General features: G+C 59.1%; 7 protein-coding genes and 1 pseudogene. 1 reads left to right on the forward strand and 7 read right to left on the reverse strand.

Features of this window, described 5'->3' with window-relative positions; genetic code table 11:
- Nucleotides 1-62: 62 nt before the first annotated feature.
- Nucleotides 63-350, reverse strand: a complete 288-nt coding sequence (locus RB623_RS19895; protein WP_308058697.1) for a hypothetical protein — start codon at nucleotides 348-350, stop codon at nucleotides 63-65.
- A 1,383-nt stretch (nucleotides 351-1,733) separates the two neighbouring features.
- Here RB623_RS19895 and RB623_RS19900 point away from each other — a divergent pair.
- Nucleotides 1,734-1,940, forward strand: a pseudogene (locus RB623_RS19900) (RES domain-containing protein); the annotation flags it as partial.
- Nucleotides 1,941-2,008: 68 nt separating this feature from the next.
- On the opposite strand, the gene RB623_RS19905 reads toward RB623_RS19900, so the two are convergent.
- The 6 genes from RB623_RS19905 to RB623_RS19930 form a co-directional block, all read right to left on the reverse strand.
- Complete coding sequence (locus RB623_RS19905) at nucleotides 2,009-5,782, reverse strand: AAA family ATPase (RefSeq protein ID WP_308058699.1); 3,774 nt, start codon at nucleotides 5,780-5,782, stop codon at nucleotides 2,009-2,011.
- 117 nt (nucleotides 5,783-5,899) lie between these two features.
- A complete protein-coding gene (locus RB623_RS19910) occupies nucleotides 5,900-7,672 on the reverse strand; it encodes a hypothetical protein (RefSeq protein ID WP_308058700.1) in 1,773 nt (590 codons plus the stop codon).
- Nucleotides 7,669-10,827 carry an SNF2-related protein gene (locus RB623_RS19915; RefSeq protein ID WP_308058701.1) on the reverse strand — a complete coding sequence of 1,053 codons (3,159 nt, stop codon included), beginning with the start codon at nucleotides 10,825-10,827 and terminating at the stop codon, nucleotides 7,669-7,671. Before RB623_RS19915 ends, RB623_RS19910 begins: the two co-directional genes overlap by 4 nt.
- A 4-nt stretch (nucleotides 10,828-10,831) precedes the next feature.
- Nucleotides 10,832-14,089, reverse strand: coding sequence for a DUF499 domain-containing protein (locus tag RB623_RS19920; protein WP_308058702.1), 3,258 nt, complete (start codon nucleotides 14,087-14,089; stop codon nucleotides 10,832-10,834).
- Nucleotides 14,090-14,189: 100 nt separating this feature from the next.
- On the reverse strand, nucleotides 14,190-17,111 hold the full coding sequence (locus tag RB623_RS19925; protein ID WP_308058703.1) for a DUF1156 domain-containing protein: 2,922 nt from the start codon (nucleotides 17,109-17,111) through the stop codon (nucleotides 14,190-14,192).
- A complete protein-coding gene (locus RB623_RS19930; protein WP_308058704.1) occupies nucleotides 17,108-17,605 on the reverse strand; it encodes a hypothetical protein in 498 nt (165 codons plus the stop codon). The genes RB623_RS19925 and RB623_RS19930 overlap by 4 nt, the downstream gene beginning before the upstream one ends.
- Nucleotides 17,606-17,610 lie beyond the last annotated feature (5 nt).

Here is a 17,610-nt window from a genome sequence, read left to right on the forward strand (position 1 = left end):
TTGATCCAGAGGAGTGGAAGGAGCTGCATGGCGAAACGCCCCGCAGCAAATAGCGGCAGACTCTACATCGACCACACCTTTGCCTCCCGCAGCCAATCAGGAACTTCATAGCCTCTCACCAACGGGTGGTTCTCCAGCATCATCCGAATGGTCCTGACGACGGCAACCCCACGGGTGAATTCTTCATCATAAGCAAAACCAAATTCCAGGAACTCCAGATTGTCGCGTAGGACGCCTCCGGCAGGGCTCTCCGTCCCGGATCGCTGGTGGATGCGGCCGTGGATTTCGTCGACCTCGTAGTAGTAACGAGGATCGTTGCGATACCACTCCAACACCCGAAGGTCGAACACCCTGTAATCCAGTTGGGGCGCGCCGCGCTTCAGCTCCCGGGTAAACGGTGCAGGCTCACCATCACCACTGCCGATTTGCTCCAGATGTTTGGGTGTCGGATAGAGACAACCGCTCCCGAGTCCGTCACGCTCAATCTTCTCGAGTTACACGTCGATCGGCTCGGCAGGGAATGCCTTGATATGCGGATTGGGATGTCCGTCTCCCGGCACGATTGCCAGTCTGTACTGATTCGGCATCGCGCTCCCGCTGCACAAACGCTTACATACTCGACGTATCAACCCGGCAGGGTCTCGTCGATTTCCTACCACCAATCCCGCCGGTTTCCGATCCACTCCCACCGCCCATCACCACCACCGAGCCCGAGGATTAGGCAAGCGTCAAGGCTGGCTTGGCAGTCCGCGATGCACTTCGCCCGAGCAGCGGGATCCGGAATGGAATTGCAGCCGTGCAGACAATCGTTGTGGCGGCTTCCACATACCAGTTCAGGATTGCTGATACCGCCCCTCAGATCATTGAGAAGCTGCCACCGGAACGCCTGCCGTTGGGCTAGAAGTGGCGAAATGGAGGAATAGGGCCGAGCGTATAGTAACCCAGGGGTCGAACCCCCACCACCGCATCCGCAGTCCGTGGTGGCATCGTTCGCCTTGCCCATCGTGACCGAGCGCACGCTCGCTTCAGCCTCAACTAGTAGCGTTACCCTTTGTGCATCGTCATCAGCCTTGAAAGCGGCCAGCACTGACGCGCGAGGGTACTCTACGAACGACCGGCTGGTTTGAGTTTTGCTTATGGCAATCGTGTCCCGATCAACACTCCGCACGTATCCGGAAACGGTCACAGATTCTCCCTCTGCTTCCGCGTGAGCCATCGTCAGTGGATCGGCCTTAAGCTCCGATAAGTCCAACTTCTCCATGATACTTCTCCCTGAGATCTGTTGTCTGGTCTCTGCTCCGAAATAGGGTGATGCGCTGGGTCAAAAGCGTGAAGTCTGTCGACGGTCCCAACAGGCCAACAATATTCGTTCGGACGGCCATATCAATCGGCCATTAGCGAGCTCGAGTTTTGGCCCCACGACCTCTGGGTGCACTCATAAAGCGTGTCCGCTCAAACGGCCGCTCTGCCACTGAGCTATTTCAGTCAAGGCTGCCCAATTTGCCAGATTGGCAAGTGGTGACCCTCATCGTCCCACTTCTCGAAGCCGTCAGCACATGCGGAAGAAATATGTGCTTGCACTTATAGAGGCTTCGAAGGCGCAAGAAGCAAAGAAACTCAAATTGGTTCTCCATCCCGCCAATGACAATGACGCAGCCGAGCTTGAATATGCCTCATTGCCAAAACGCGACACGCCGAACGAACGGGCAAGCCGACTTTCCGCCTTCGTCCAGGCCTCTCAGGCCGAAGGAAGCGGCCCTGCGGGCGGAAGGAAGCGCTGGTCTTGTGGCAGCGTCCGCATGGCAGGCGGGCACTGCATCGGCATCTTTTGGCCAGACGCGATCCCGATCCAGGGGCGGCACTACAGCTGCCACTGGAGCGGGACCCGCGTGGACTTCGTGCGCCAGTACGACACCAGACGCGTGCTAGAGGTCACCTGATAGCGCTGCCAGAATCGGCGGCAGCGCGGCACACTCGGCTTCGCACTGCGAGCCAAGTCTGAGCCAAGCTACCCACCACCCGCTATGTTGAAAAGCTTATGGACGAGCCCATCGATGTAATGGGAGTCCAGCCCCTCACTTGAACCGTCCTCTGTGATGATCAACCTTCCGTCCGGTGACGTTTCGGACCACCGAGCAAAGCCATTCGCACGGTATAGCGTCTCCTTCCTAGCCCACCGATTACGATAGGACGGGAGGTCTAGCCTGCCGCAATGCTCCCAATACCAGACCTGCTCGCCAGCCGTGACGCGAAAGTCGGCCCAGCGCCCTCTGGCGTTGTCGGAGAACGGCAGCGGCGGCTCCACCTCGTAGATCAGCAGCCCGCGCTGCTCGAACCCATACAGAATGTTGGCGATCGCCAGCTCCGATTTTGAGCTGACATATTCGCCACGAATGGTGCGATGCTTGAGGTGCTCCTCAAGGAACCCTCGCGTCTGGTGGATGATCCCGGCAGGCAGGCCCGTCGGTGGTATCGTTCGCTTGGGATCAGTTTCGCGCAGCAGGTTGGTCGTCCTCGCGCCGACATCGGAGAAGGCATCGTGGCGGTAGGCGAGCACCCGGTCGAATCCTCCTTGGTGCAGTATCCAGATACGCTCGGTCTGCCGAGTCAGCGCCGTGTAGATCATCTCGCGCGACAGCAATCGGCTGTTTGCTGGAAGGACCAAGATGACAAGGCCGAACTGGCTGCCCTGCGCCTTATGAACTGTGACAGCGTAGGCCAACTCTAGATAGGGCTGGCCGTCATCCCGAAATGCCGAGCGTGAAAAGCCGAATGAGCGGTCGCTACGTCCGGCGAATTCCACATTTACAAATTTGGGGTTCGCGTGACCATAGGCAGTCTGCCCCGTAACAAGTCCGATCTCGCCGTTCGCAATGTATTCTTTCTCTTTGGGACTATCGCCCGGCTGATACTGATAGGCTTCCCGCTTGTGATTTCTGACGCAGATCACCTTGTCCCCGTAGGTGATCTGTTCGGGTCCCTGCGGCTTGACAGTTCGGAACCACTTCTTTCTCCAAGATACCTGGTTGGACCTGATTGCGCCGGCCAACCGTTCGGCCCGATATCGGTCCTTGATGAGCCGGTTAAGATAGATCGATCCACCGGCTTGCGCGCGGTTGACGGATAGAATCTGCCAAGCCTCGGCCTTCGCGGAACAGCCGGAATCGAAGTTGAGATAGCCCTTGGCGTTCTTGGCGGCGCCGAGCGAGGTTTCGATACTCGCAATGACGTCTCCATCCTCGTTGGCCGCGAACTCTGTCTCGAAGATCGACTGAACCAGCCCGGGCAACTCCGCCACGGATTCCCATTGCCGCAGGCGAAGGTGATGGTCATCGAATCCATCGAGCGTCATGGCAGCGACCTCGTCCTCGCCCGGCTCCAGATGGCGTCCCGAAAAGATTGCCGCAAGCTGCGCATCGCTTCGGTCGCCCCGCTGGCGCATCGACACAGTGAGTTCGGCCACACATTGAGGGTGGTGGCGCCGAAGGTAGGCGATGATGTCGACAAACGGACACCCCGCACCGATTGGCGGCAACTGGTAAGGATCGCCTACCAGGATGATCCGACATGTGGGTGGCAGCGCGTCGAGCACGGCCGCGAGCATGTCCTCCGTCAACATCGACGCTTCGTCGATGATACAGCAGGTCGCCCCGTCCTTGGCCGCGCCGGGATTGGGAGCGTAGCGGCCCGTTTGGATGTCGTATCGGTCGAAGGCGAGCAGGAACTGCGCTATGGTGCGCGCCTCTCCTGGTCGGTTGGTCTCGGTCCCCAACCTCACGCGGGCTTTGCCCGTTGGAGCCAGAAGCAACACCCGCGAGCCGACGATTTCCGGCCGTTGCAGCAGCAGTTCGAGAACCGCCGTCTTGCCCGTTCCGGCCGGGCCGACGAGCATCGCAATCCGCGACCCGGCGAGCCGCGCCAATGCCGTCGCTTTTTCCTCGCGTGCTCTCGCTTCGGTTTCGACATCGCCAGGCGAGGAACCGAATTTCTCCTTCAACAGCGCGGACCAATCAACTGTTGTGGAGGCGACGGATAAGGCGGCTCGTTCTTTGACAGCCTTCTCCAGCAGCTTGCGGTAGGCGATATACCGGTCGAGCTGCGCGGTTGGGTTCTTGTCGCCCGGCCCGACCTCTATCAGCGGGGAAAACTCGTCGCGGAAGAGGTCCAGTAGGTCGGCGTCTAGTGGAAGAGGGCGGGTCAGTGTCATCGCGGCGGCTTCCTCCGCCAGCCGGTCGGCGGCGACGATCGTGTTGCCTCTTCCGGCCGCCTCTTCGAGCAGCTGCGCAGTGGCTGCTCGTAAGCGGAAGCGATTGTCGTATTCACCGAGATCCTTAGAGCACCCACCCGGCAGGGGGTGAGCCTCGGCGACAACGGAACCCGGCAACAAGCCGCGATCGACGGTGGCGAACGCGACAGGGTCCTGTTGATCGCGGTCATCTTCGAACAGCCTATAGGGATTCTTTAACAGGTCCGACGACTCTATCCGGCTGGTCGCGCGAGCGGCCTGATCCTTAGTCAGCTCGAAACGGGCAAGGAGTTGGAGAGTGTCGTAGCGCGCGGCGTCGCCCCTGACCTTGGCCCATCTCCTTTGCAGCGTGGATGTGATCGCCGGCGATCCTGGCGGAGCGTCGCGTCGGCCGGACAGGATCTCATCCGCCACTGGCCAAGGGTCCTCGTTCGGTTTCAAAATGCCGCTAAGCGCGATCGCGAACAGCGTGCCGTTGAAGCCGCTGTGCAACGTTGACAGGGCAACGCCTAGGCCGGGCGCCGGTCCTTGAAGTCGCCACAGATTGGAAAGTTGCTCGTCGATCCATTCGATCTGCCCGGTCCATGGACCGTCCAGCACCGTCGCGATCTTCTCGAAGGCGGCACGGGCGGCGAGCAAGGCTGCGGCCGTAGCTCCATGGCTGACGTGTTCGCTGCCGTAGGAGAACTGGACTCGTGCGTCCTCCGGGGCAAACGCGACATAATCAGCGGGATCGAGCGCTTCGTCGGTAGCGGCCGCGCGCAGGATCTCGTGATAAGGCAGGACGAAGCCTCCGCCGTATCCTGCCAGGTCGCCGTCGCCCTTCAATGGACGCAGGCTATGTTGGACAGACCGCTCCCACACCATCGCCCTCAACCGCTTATCGGGCTTTTTATCGGCAGGATCGTAGTCGTATTCGAAGATGTTGTGCTTCTTCTCCAGGATCGCCGCACCAAGCAGGACGCGCCGTTCGTCGTCGCAGAGCGGCGTTCGCGTGGCATAAAACAGCACCAGGCTCTGGTGCTCGACCAAAGGTTCGGCGAACGCGTCCAGCAGCGCCTTCTGGTGATCGTGATGCTGGACCCACGCCGTATTCTGGAGGAACGGGGGTTCGGACGGCTCGCGCTCGGGGTCGATCGCAAGCTCCAGGTCCGCGGCAAGCGCAAAACCGCTCTCGCGCAGCATCCAGCGATAGGGGATGAGCTGGGCGCCGAAGGCGGGCAAGTGCAGCGTCTTAGGCCGCATATGGCGGTGATCCTCGCTCCACGTCGAATAGCTCATTACGCTCTGGATGGTGTGGTTACGTGGGGCGAGGAAAGCGGCGCTAGCCTTGATGCAGGGCGGGATCTGGGCATCTGTGAGGTCATCGAAGGCTTCCCCGGCAAGCTGAACTTCCACAGGGTCGTTGCGGCCCTCGGCTATCAGTCTGAGCGCCAGGCACGACGCATTCCCTAGGGGGTCGTCACAGACGTGGCCATCCCACGCCCGATCATGCCAAGGCACACGGACCGAGACATGACGAACTGCTGCACTCATGCGTTCTCTCCTCAAAGCCCTCGTGAAATGGACAGACTCCGCATTGTGAGCGCAGCCACCCAGATAGTTAAAACGGATCAATCTGGCCGATTGAGTAGCTGTGAGCGGGGTCCGCCGTCAGTCGTACGCGTCCTTGCTATCAAGGTAATCCGCAACGCGGTTTTGTCTTACCGGAAGTGGCTCCGCATCGGCGAACTGGCTCGGCAGCCCAACTTCTGGTCCCTCGCCGAAAGGAATCGACAATCCGTAGCTTATCGCAAAGCGTCGAAAGTCACTGGAAGCCAGCCCCCTCATATCGAGGTCTCTGGGGGCCGCAACTTCCACGAGCTGGTAGGGAGGAATCTGGTTCGCGAAATGCTGAAATTTGTCATAGGTCGAACTGATCGCCGTCTGGTACCATGCCGAGGGAGCGCCGCCGCCGCCCAAGAAAACGACGAGTGGTGTCATCTTTTTTCTGTCGAGACCGCCAAGGTGACGGATAGTTTTTCGTGCGTCCTGATCTTGGATGGCGTCTTCCTGCCAGTTTCGGCCGTCCTTTCGTTTGGCAGTGATGACGACCTCGCCGACCAGCTGCCTCACGCGATGTTCGAATCCTCCCAGAACTTCAAAGTTTCCATTACTGATCAGCCGCTTGAGCTTCTTGTCGTCGATATCGCGCGGTGAGCGCGACCCGAGCGCCGAAGCCAAGGCCGAAATTCCGAGCGGCGATACCTTACCGGAATAGAAGTTGACTCGGCGCTCGCCATGGTGATTCAGGAACTTGAAGGCTACACCATCAACCGTTCCGCCACCGATGTCGAAATAGACATAGATTCCTGCGACCGCTTCCCGCGACATCACAAAGGATTGGACAGCAGCCGCTATCTCGGGAACCGCGTGAAAATCCGAGACCTCGCCCTCGAGACGGTGAACATCCCGCCGATAGGTGGAAACGGCCTCCCCCACGGTTTTTGGGAGTCTGGCGTTCGCAACCCAAATCCAGGAAATACCTAGCACCCTACGAAAGGTATCGATGGCTTCCGAATCGTAATGTTCCACCGGAACGCCGATATTGGCCGACCAGACAGGCGTTCTGTTCCTTAGCCTGTCACGTTCGTGCTTGCGTATCCATTCCTGGCTGCGTGAGAGCACCCTGGCAAGAAACCAACTGGCGAGCGCACATATGGCTTCCTTGCTGCCAAGGTCAACGCCATCGACGACAGGCAAGTCTTCACCAATGGGCGACTCGGCGAGCCTCATCTTGAGATATGGCACCAACACCGCTCCGCGCGGAGCCTGATCTGCGGTATAGAGCGTGCCCTTCTTATCCACCGCCACGATGGACGGCAACAGGGCCTCATCTGCCGAGGTAGCGTCGAAGGTCACAAGGAATGAGTCTTCCGTCCCTACGTCCCGGAAGCAAACCTTGGTGAAGTTCGTGCCGAAGTCGATGCCGAGATTCAGGAAAACTTGGTCTCGCCCCGTGGACCGCGCGCCATGCTGTCTTAACCCATCGCCGCCGCGCTTCTCGTTGTGTTCAGCGACTAGACGTTTGGCGGCGCGGCCGGCCCCTACGACCAGCCGTTTGACGTTGGCTACCGGAGTGGGTTTCTGCACCGACCTCCGCCCATTCTTTGGGCTAGGATCGACCGTTTTCTCTTTTCGGGCCACCTTGCTTTTCTTGGACGCCGGATCGGAGAGTTGTTCAGGTACCTGCCCGGACGTTCGTGAAACTGATGACAGAACTTCGGTCGGCGACGGCAGACGCTCGGCGGGCAATTCCGTCGGGCCTGGAGGAGCCACTTCATCGGTCGGGACCTCTACCTCATCGAGGGGATCCGTCGCGCTGTGCTCGCCAAACAGCCGGTCGCGGAGAGCAAGCAGTCTTTGTCGCCAATCACCCAACATCATTCCACCCTGATTACCCCGATCGCCAATGGAACCATCGTTTCCTCGACGTGACGCCTTCTGGTTACCCGCTCGATCTTTGTCTTGAGTTGCTCTTCCTCTTTGCGGATGAGACCTTCCGTCATCGGAATGGGCTTGAGGTTACCCGCAATCTTGAATCGCTGGATGCGCCCCCCGAGTTCATCCAGTCGACGTCGCGCGAATTTTTTGGCGCTGGTTTCTTGCTGTTCGCAACGGACAGCGTTTTCCGCCTCAAAATCCGAAAGCCGTTCACCGAACATATCCGCCAGATGTTGTTCGCAGGCCGAAGCGGCTTCAAGCACCGATTTCATGTCTCCGATGACGTTCTGGGCGTTGGGAAAAAGGGCAGCAGAGCCGGCTGCAATCGCAATGAGTTCTTCGGAACTGGAATTGCTCAGGGGTTCCGCATCGCCCATACGCAATGCGCTAAACGCCAGGGTCTCATTGGATCTGACACCCGCGAATGACCACCGATGAGCGGAAAAAACATAGTCCCCAGGCGGGAAGCTGGTCGCTCCTGACGGCAACTTGAGCGCCGCCACCCGATGAAGCTGACTTCGATCGGACTCATAAGCGTTTCGTATCCATTGTACCAATGGATGGCTCGGCTCGATGAATTCCACGTCGGGACTGACATCGTCGGTTTGGCGAGGGTCGAATAGGCACAATATGGGCTTGTAGCTCTGGTGCATCCTTGTACGCGTTGCAGGCCTTGCCTCAGCGACGAAATAGCCGAGGTCTCTGCGGGCTTCCTCCGAAAGCGTAATCCGGGCTGAATTGTCTATCCGCGAGTTCGGTTCGATTTTGGTGCCTGGATACTTCCTGGCAAAGAAATCCTCCACCAGCAGTCTGAGTTCCGAAGCGCTCAACCAGCGTCCCTTACTGCGGCTGTCCGTGATATGTTCGAGGATATAGTCGGAGAATCCGATCAGGTTGACGGCCTGCTGCTCCAGTTCGTGCTGCTGCTTCTGCGTATTGTGTATCGCGAGCTCGGCCACCTTGGCTCGCCTGTCGCGTTCATCGTCAGACAGATGAGGGTTGAGGAGATCGAGCATGATCTGCTCGGTCATCTCGCCCAAAATCTCCTCCATGTCCCCGATGCTCTCGCTGAACACCTTGATGCGGTCGTAAAGCCGCATCAAGATGCGATCTTCGATGGTGTTGGTCACCACCAGATTGATGATGGAGATCCGCTCCGCCTTCTGGCCGAGGCGATCGAGACGCCCGATGCGCTGCTCGATCCGCATCGGATTCCAGGGAAGATCGTAGTTGACGACGAAGCGGCAGAATTGGAGGTCGATGCCTTCGCTGCCGACTTCTGACGAAAGAAGCACCGAGGGTCCTTCCGACAGCGCAAAATCCTGGATCACCGCGTCCTTGGACGAGCCCATGTCGCCCATGATCAGTCCCGCCCGGATCTCGTCGGCCTTCAGCCGCCGGGCGAGGTACTTAAGCGTCCCGCGATAGAAAGCGAATATGACGAACTTCTCACCTGGATTTTTTGCCAGTTCGGCAGCGAGGAATTCCTTCAGCGCACGGTATTTTGCATCGTTCGTTTCCAGTTCAGCGAGGTCGAAGCCAAAGCCAAATGCTACCGGAGCCTCGCTGGCGCTTTCGGGCTGGTCTTCGCCGTTTTGCAGATCATTGCGGCTCGTCCCTTCGATCAGCCCAGTCGATAGACCGAAGTCTTCCCAAAGCAGCTCGTCGATCAGTTCCTTCTCTTTCCAGCTCTCCAGCGCCCCCACGATAGAACTCGCCATCTGACGCTGGCGGGCAATCAGCGAAAACAGCGATACCCCGGTCTTGCCGACGGACTGGTCGCGAATCCTTTTGGTGACGTGATCGTAAATGGCTGCTTCAGCCTTGCTGAAGACGACGTTCAGGACCTGTGGCGCCCGCACCACGTGGGTCGGCAGTACCTCCCTCTTGCGGCTTCTCGTCATGTATTGCGAAAGCAGAGATCGTGATTCGAGCAGGCGTAGCAACTCGACACGTTTCTCGGAATCCTGTGCGACCTTATCGATTTCGGATCTTATTCGACGAAGTACCGCATCCTTTTTGAAGTAATCTGATTTTTCAGCATCCATTATGGCCGCGCGGGCCTCGGCAACGTCCACTGGTTGCCGCCACAACGCTCGCTGCGCTCGTACGATCTGGGAATTGGCCGCCAGCATCTCCTCAAACAATGACGCGTCGTAGAACTGGTCCTCGTCGATCAGGCGAAGCAATTGATAGAGATTATCGCTTTTGATCTGGATCGGCGTCGCGGTCAGCAGCACCAGATGGCGGGACGCTTCGCGCAACAAGCGGCCAAGGCGATTGTTCGCTGTCGATGGATTGCGAAGATAGTGAGCCTCGTCGATGATGACATGGTCGAAGAGCGCGAACTCCTCGGTCGCCGTATTCTGGTCAAGCAGCCTGGCAAACCGCGCCCGCGTGCCACCAACGCTTTCATCGAGGAATCTCGCAGGCGGCCGAAGGCCTTCTAGGCTCGTAATGTAGACGAACGCGTCGGAAGACCGACGACCGGCGATATCCTCCCCCTTCTCCAGGAGATCCTTTGCAGAGATAATCTCTCCGGTGATGTTGAACCGCTTTCGCAGATCGCCGCGCCACTTTTGCCTCAACATGGCCGGACAGACTATCAGCAGCCGCCGTGCTGAATGTCGTGCCTGGATTTCCTTCCATATGTATATTGCTTCAATGGTCTTCCCGAGACCAACCTCGTCGGCGATCAGCATGCGGCCAACGGGCGATTCGATGAACCGCATCACCGGCTTGAACTGGTGCGGATAGAAATCGGTATTGCTGGCCTCCATCGAATAGAAGACGTTGGTCAGGTCCCCCTTGATCTTCTCGAATGTCAGGACCCGCCGCAGATCGCTTGGAGTTCCGAACCTTCCAGCCTTCAGCACGTCGATGAGATCAGTTTCCTCGGCGACCAGCTCGAGTTGCAAGTAGCGTTTGAACTGCTTTTCGTTCGGGCCAAAATCCACTTCCACCAACAGGAAGGTTCCGGCCATCCTTGTTCGGCCAGTCGTGGCGCCCTGGCGACCCGGATTGTCCCGCAGGCAAACCTTCACTCCGCCTTTTTCCGGATCCCAGCCGGCTGGAGATTCCGCTGCCGTCGTTTCCACGTCGCTACTCCACCTTCTTGTCGATGAAGCCAAGCGTCGTCGCATTCTCCAGCAGCGTCCGGACCTTGCTCCGATCGAGGCCCGATGTAACCTCGGCTTCTATCTCGAGCTTCAGGGACACGTCGCTTCCCTGCAACGTCGTCAACTGCTCAATGATGCCTTCGACGATCTGCCGAAACTCATGAGCGGGTCGGCCCGACGCGATCATGACGGTGCCGATGAAGCGTGTCGGTTTCCGCTCCTCGATGGTAGTCGTCGTTGCCGCCTCTGCACCCAGTGCTCCAGGAGCTTCTTCCATTCCGCCGCCTCCACCAGCAGGCTCCGCAGCGGTTTCACCCTTTGGCTTTGGCCGATTTGCCTCTGCCACGTCGGGCTTTATGATGACGCTGTCGCTGTCGATCACGACAGCCGTATTCGCCGCGTTCTCGATCGCCAGCCCGACATACGACTGCGTCGCCTCATCGTAGCGTTCGGCGTAGGCAAACGGGCCAGGGATCATGTTCGAGATCGCGGACCTTACCGCGTTCGTCAGCACGGCGCGGTTCTTGACGCGCGGCAGATACGTGTAGCGGTTGAGATACTCCCACAGATCCTTCAGCGAGAGGTGCGGCTTACCGTTCCAAATGTATTTCTGGAGGTCGCGGTCGAGGCGGCCCGGCCCCAACTCGGGCATTAATCCTTCCTCACTGACGAGCTTCTTGCTGGCGCGCGACAGGACTCCGTCCTGCGCCGCGATCCGGCCGGTCATCCATTCGATGTCCTTGGTCGCGTCCTCCTGGATCGGGTAGATCAGGTAGCACCAGGTTTCGCGCATACGCGTCTTCATCGTCTCTTGCGCTTCGGCGACCTTCGCCTTGGCAAGGGCGCTGTCGCTCTGCGTCAGGTTCAGCCGATCGATGTCGCGGACGATCTCGCCCCAGGCTAGCGCCGAGCGCATGGCCTCCTTCAGCCCGTCGATCTGCTTTGTCTCGGCCGCAAGAAACACCAGCGTGTTGCGATAGACGCGCGGTGCGGAACCGCGTTGCATCAGGATATCCTTGGCCTCGACCATCGCCTCGGAACCGTCGCGCCCGGAATGCGGATCGGCAACGCCGAGCACCACGCAACGCACTCCGCCGGCCTCGTCCGGAACCTCGCCGGAATTCGACGGCGCTACCTGCACCGCATCGAAATGGCCGCGATCGGCGATGCCGTTGATGTACTTCGTCAGCTCTTTGTCGATCGTGACCAGAACCAGCGCTTCCTCGATCTGCCCGGCGCGGTCGGCTGCGATCCGGTTGAGGCTGGCTGACATGGAATACCAGTGCTTGCCCATGTCCGAATGCATGAACTTGGACTGGTTCGTCAGTCGCCGCAGCGCATCGCCGAAGATGGCCGGGCGTTCGCCGGGCTGCACCACGCCGAGATTGATCTGGCGATCGTCGAGTCCCTTGTTCGGCTGGCTGTGCATGGGCGCGGAGCCCATGAAGATGGTGCGCGCGACACGGCGCGTGGCCGAGTAGCGGTTAAGGTTTGGAGCCGACTGATCGACCTTGTAGGGCGTGGAGGTCGTGCCATCCACGTCACCGGCAATGATGGATTGCCACGCGGGCTCAAGATAATGCAGCAACTCTGGTTCCACCCGCGGCGAGCTGATCGCCATGCTGCCGGGCATGATCATCACCGATGGGTCGTTGTTCATCCACAGCTCGTGGATCGCCTGCGCCATCAGCCGCAACACGCCACGCGTGCGCTGAAATTTCTCCAGCGAACCCCAACTCACATAGAGCTGGTCGAACAGTTCGGGATGGATAGGATAGGCCTTCTCCAGCTTCCGCCTGTAGTCCTCGTCAGCAACTCCTTGCGGGAAGTCGTTCGCGTTCTCTCTGTAGAGCTTGGCGAACTGCTTCAGCGTGTTGTCGCGGTGATGGAAGCGGTCGCCCGGGATTTCCTTGAACAGGCGCCGCCGGACGATCTCGTAGCTCTCCTCCTGACTGGCCGGCCGCCATGAGGATTCGACGCGTGAAAATGTCTGCTTGAGGCGCGCGAGCGCTTCCTGCCCGCCTTCGCCGCCGACCTCGATCTGGCTCGCCGGAAGCGAAGCGACGAGCAGCGTGCCGGGACTGGTCTTCACAGCCTCGGTCAGGGACTGGACGAAGGACAAGTTCGCGTCGAACGAGCCGGACGGGAGACCCTCAACCTTGTAGATCTGGCGCAGATACGCGACCCACTCGTCGATCAGGATCAGGCAGGGCGCAAACTTCTTGAACAGGGACTCAAGCAGGTTGGAGCCGGGTGCGATTCCTTTGGCGTCGTTCTCCGCCACCATCGCGAAACCTTCGGCGAGACCAAGTTGATATGCGAGTTCCCCCCATGTCGTCTTGATCTCCAGGCCTTCCTTCGTCTTCAGGATGTCCTGCGGGCCGCGAGACGTGCCGACCAGCACCGCGCGGCTAATTTTTTCGGGAACGGTCAGCCCGGCCATGTGCAGGAGCTGGTCCAGCCCCGGCAAGTCGCGCGCCGGGGTCCCGCCCGCCATGTGGTAGAGCGCGAGCATAGAGTGCGTCTTGCCGCCGCCGAAATTGGTCTGCAACTCGACCACCGGGTCGCCACCCGCGGCGGAAAGGCGCTTCGCCGCACCCACCAAAAGAGTGGAAAGCCCGTCGGTCAGATAGGTGCGGGCGAAAAATTCCTTCGGGTTGGAATATTCCGACGGCGCCGAGCCGTTGTGAACCTTGCCGAGGTCGGCGGCGAACTCGGCCTGGGTAAACTCGCCAGTGGCGACATCCTGATGCGGCTCGACCACCTCCCGCCATGGCAGGAGTCCTGCGACGGTCTCGACCGAGATGTCGGAGCGTTGCGTCTTGCGGCGCTCCTCATTGCGCTGAAGCTCCGTGAACTTGATGCGCAGGATCGTGTCGCGCATGCCTCCGATTTTCTCGGCCGTCTCGCCGGCGCTGATCGAGCTCATCAGGCGGCGCATGGAATCCAGCGCCCGCTCGGCGTCGTCATAGGTGAAGTTCTCATTGTGGTTGAGTCGGTTGCGGACTTCGAGCAGTTCCGAGACCAGCGCACGCTCGGCATGGCCCAGCACATTGCCGAACGCTTCCTTCCAATAGGTCATCATGGCCTTGAGCAAGCCCGCCTGATCCCACGCCACGACGCCTTGGGCGACGCGAAGGCCAGTGACGCGCTCCACAACCTGCACCGGCCAGTGCCCGGTCAGCGAGGATTCGAGCCGCTTCTCGACGAACGGGGTCAGGGCTTCGGGAAGAAGCTCCATTCCTTCGAAAACATGCTGTCTTGCGCTTTTCGCCATTGTTCTTGCCCCCTTGGGATTATCGTGTCGAAGCTACGGCAGGACCGCCCGTCCTGCCGACGAATCAGACGGCTAGCGAAAACTGGCCGCCGCGGCTTGCGGTTTCGGAGCTGGCGGCGAGTCGCGTCAGGTCCGACCACACGGCGATCAGCGCGTTGTATGACGTCGCCTCCTTGGCGTCCTTGCGCTTCTCACAGATATTGTAGAGGCAGTAGGCGAGATCCTTGACGTTCTCCGCCATGGCCGGGCCAATCGCGCGGAGCAGCACCGCGGCCTCGTATTCGCCGCCCGTCTCAAGCGCGCGCACCACCTGCTGGCAGCATTCCCACACGGTCAGGTGTTTATCTTCCGCCGGATTCCAGTCCTCCGGCAGTTCGTCGCGCTTGAGGATTCGGACCTTGCCGGCCGAGCTTTCCAGGATACCTGCATGTTTGGCGCTCTCGACCGAGATGCCGCGGCCGCGGGCAATGTTATCAGCAGTGCCGTACGGACCATGGTCCGTGCCGAATTGCTCAAACCAGCTAATCGCGAGGCGGGTATCAGCGTCAAACTCGCCTTCGATTCCACCCAGGTACTCATCCAGTTCGCGGTTAATCAACTGCAACGCGGCCGTAACGCTCATCCGGCTGTCATCACTTTCCAACACAGCGTCGTAGCGGCTGAAGATGCCTATGCCCGGTCCAATCGACGATTGCGGCAAATCAGCCGGCGCAATGTTTGCTGCCTGAAGTTCCACCAGCGAATCGGGGAGTTCGCGCTTGAGACTTCTAATGAATTCAGCACGAGTAATAACCCCTGCATCAGCAGCTCTTCGTCGACAAACAAGAACAACGGCGTTTGCCAGAGCGTTCGTGCCGAACGCGACGGTCCTCGCCGATCTTTCTGTGCGAACCGGCCACGTTCTTACTATTTGATATGATGCATCGAGGACTGCCTGGAGGAATGTCGTCCAACCAGATGATGTCATACCTTCCTTGGCAATTTCACTCTTCTTAAAAGCGTAATATATTGCAGCGGGTGCGCTACCTGAATCCTGGCTGGATATTACGTGCAGAGCGCTCGACATTCCTGACTGAAAGAATTTTTTCGCACCGTCCTCGCCGCCATGGCGGTATTTGTCGGCAATCAACTCCTCTATCTTTGGAACGTAAATTGTTGAAAATAGATCTGGAATAATGCCTTTTAGAGACCGCTGAAGCCAAATATAGAAATAATCTGATAAATCAGCATAGCTGATATTGCTGTAGTACGGCGGGTCTGTTGATATAACACAATTCGGCGGCAAGGAGACACTTTGGGCATCTGCCTGCACGATTGATCCTATGCTATTCGGCGCAAACCCAGAAACAGCTTTTGAAACCCATTCTACCGCACCCAAAACGTTGCCTGTGCTGTCGCTAAAGGGATTGCACTCTGCGAAATCCCAAGTCATCGCGATTCCTTGCCGCGCGTAAGTAAATCGAACGAAACCATCTGCGGCCCAGGTCGCCATGCTGCTGCCAGCGTCGGCGAGTCGATCGATCGAAAATGCGACGTACGTGCAGATTGCACGCGCGTAGTCTTGCGCCGAACCTAGTCTTTCGTGGGATTGATCGGAAGAAAGCCGCGAAGAGGCGTCCGCCAAGACTCGATCATAAACTTCCGGTACCAAACCCGTGAGAGTCGTCATTGCGAGCAACTGTCTGGGAGTGAAGTAGTCACTGAAAGTTGTGAATCCATATCGCCGACCTTGAGCATTGCTGGCAAAAGTACCCCGGCATACTTGATTAGGAACCTGATCAAGTAGCCCGAATTTATCGAAGTACCCTGCGACCTGATCCTCAAGCTGCTTCACATTGATGGTATCACCGGAGAGATATACCTTTCCCTTTGCTCCTTCTGCGATAACGGCAATTAAACGACGACCCATGTTTCCTTTGGAGGCCTGATCATCGATATACGTAGCCGAAATCGGTGCTTTCGAGAGAAGGCATTGGAACGTAGCATCGCCAGTTTTTGTGCCTTCCGAGGCATCGCTTTTTAATCGCGAATGGCCAGCTGATCGGATCGAGAATGAATAGGATGAATTCTGCCTGTCGACGCTTGGTTCAATCCAAACTTCTTTGCCCTTTTTGTTGCTCAGGACGAAGTTCGAAATTAGTGGCACACTGGTCGAAGCAAACGCCGGATCGGGACTCGGCACTGTCCGCGCCCAGATCCAGGCAATCACCGTGGCCTTGCCACCCCCATATTCTTTAGGCAGGTCGACCTGCGGGTAGAGGTGACCGATGCGCTCGAACGCCTTTTCGCGCATCCATTCGCCATAGTAGAGCACATCCTCCGCCAGCCCTTCGGCATTGCGATAGTGGTTGCGGTCCTTGCCGCCCGGATGCACCGGCGCCATATCCTTGAACTTCGGCGGTATCTCAATCATCGCCTTGCCGATCATGACGGCGACAGGATTCAAATCGCTGCCATAGGCGGGGAGACCAAGCCGCTGCGCCTCAAGCGGGATCGACCCGCCGCCGGAGAACGGGTCGTAGATAGGCGGCAGTTCGCCGCCGCAACTCTTGCGGATTTCCGCCCGCGCGCGCTCCAGCACCTCCTCGTTGGTCGAGTTTTCCCAGATCACCAATTCCTCGATGATGTCGAACAGACGCTTGCGCTCCAGCTCGATCGCAACGTCCTCCACCGTGATCTCCTTGTCGTCCGCAGGAGGCGCCTTGCCCTCCTGGCGCCTCTTCCCACTGTCGCTCAGGCGAGCGTTCAGTTCCCGCTCTGCGGCGGTCCTGGTCTTGGCATCGTTGAGGAGATCGTCGACGTGACCCGAGGGGTCGTCGACCAGCTGCGCGAACAGCACCGCCCGGCACGCCGCCAGCGGTCGCCGCGCCCACCACAGATGTAGAGTAGACGGATGACCGTGCCGGATCGATTTCTCCCGCGCCGACGCCTTGTTGATGGCTTCCAGCGGGATTGCGACTTCGATAAGTTTCTTCTTGTAGGTCATGCCTGTACCGGGAATTCGATGATGGAGGGCGCGGCGACCAGTTCGGGTCCCCGCGGCGGGGCGTTCTTGCGCCAGCCGCGCTTGATGGTTTGGACGGCAAAGATCGGCATCTGTTGGGCCTTCGGCAGTTCGAACAGGCCCTTCACATGCCAGAACACAGCCCAGTGGCCCTGATTGTCGGACGTGTATTGTCCCGTTGTCGGAGGGCGGTTCGTCATGCCTTTGGAATGCTTGCCGCTGCCGCTCTCTTCCGAGCCGACATACCAGCCGCCCCAACAGATGACGAAGGAGTCCTTGGCCGGCACGTCCTCATGGGAAGGGTAGATCAGGACCGGCACAGGTGCGCCGTCCCGCATCTCGTCCACCCTCCGGAACAACTCCCATTTCCGCGAGCCGAAGGCAACGAATCCTTCTTTCTCGGCAATGCTCTTGCCAGACTGCAGGTGCTCAAGCGGCACTGGCGCCAGAATGGCGAAATCCGTCGTGACGGTCATGGTAT

Origin of the sequence: Mesorhizobium sp. LHD-90 (assembly GCF_030929505.1) — a bacterium.
Lineage (GTDB): Bacteria > Pseudomonadota > Alphaproteobacteria > Rhizobiales > Rhizobiaceae > Kumtagia.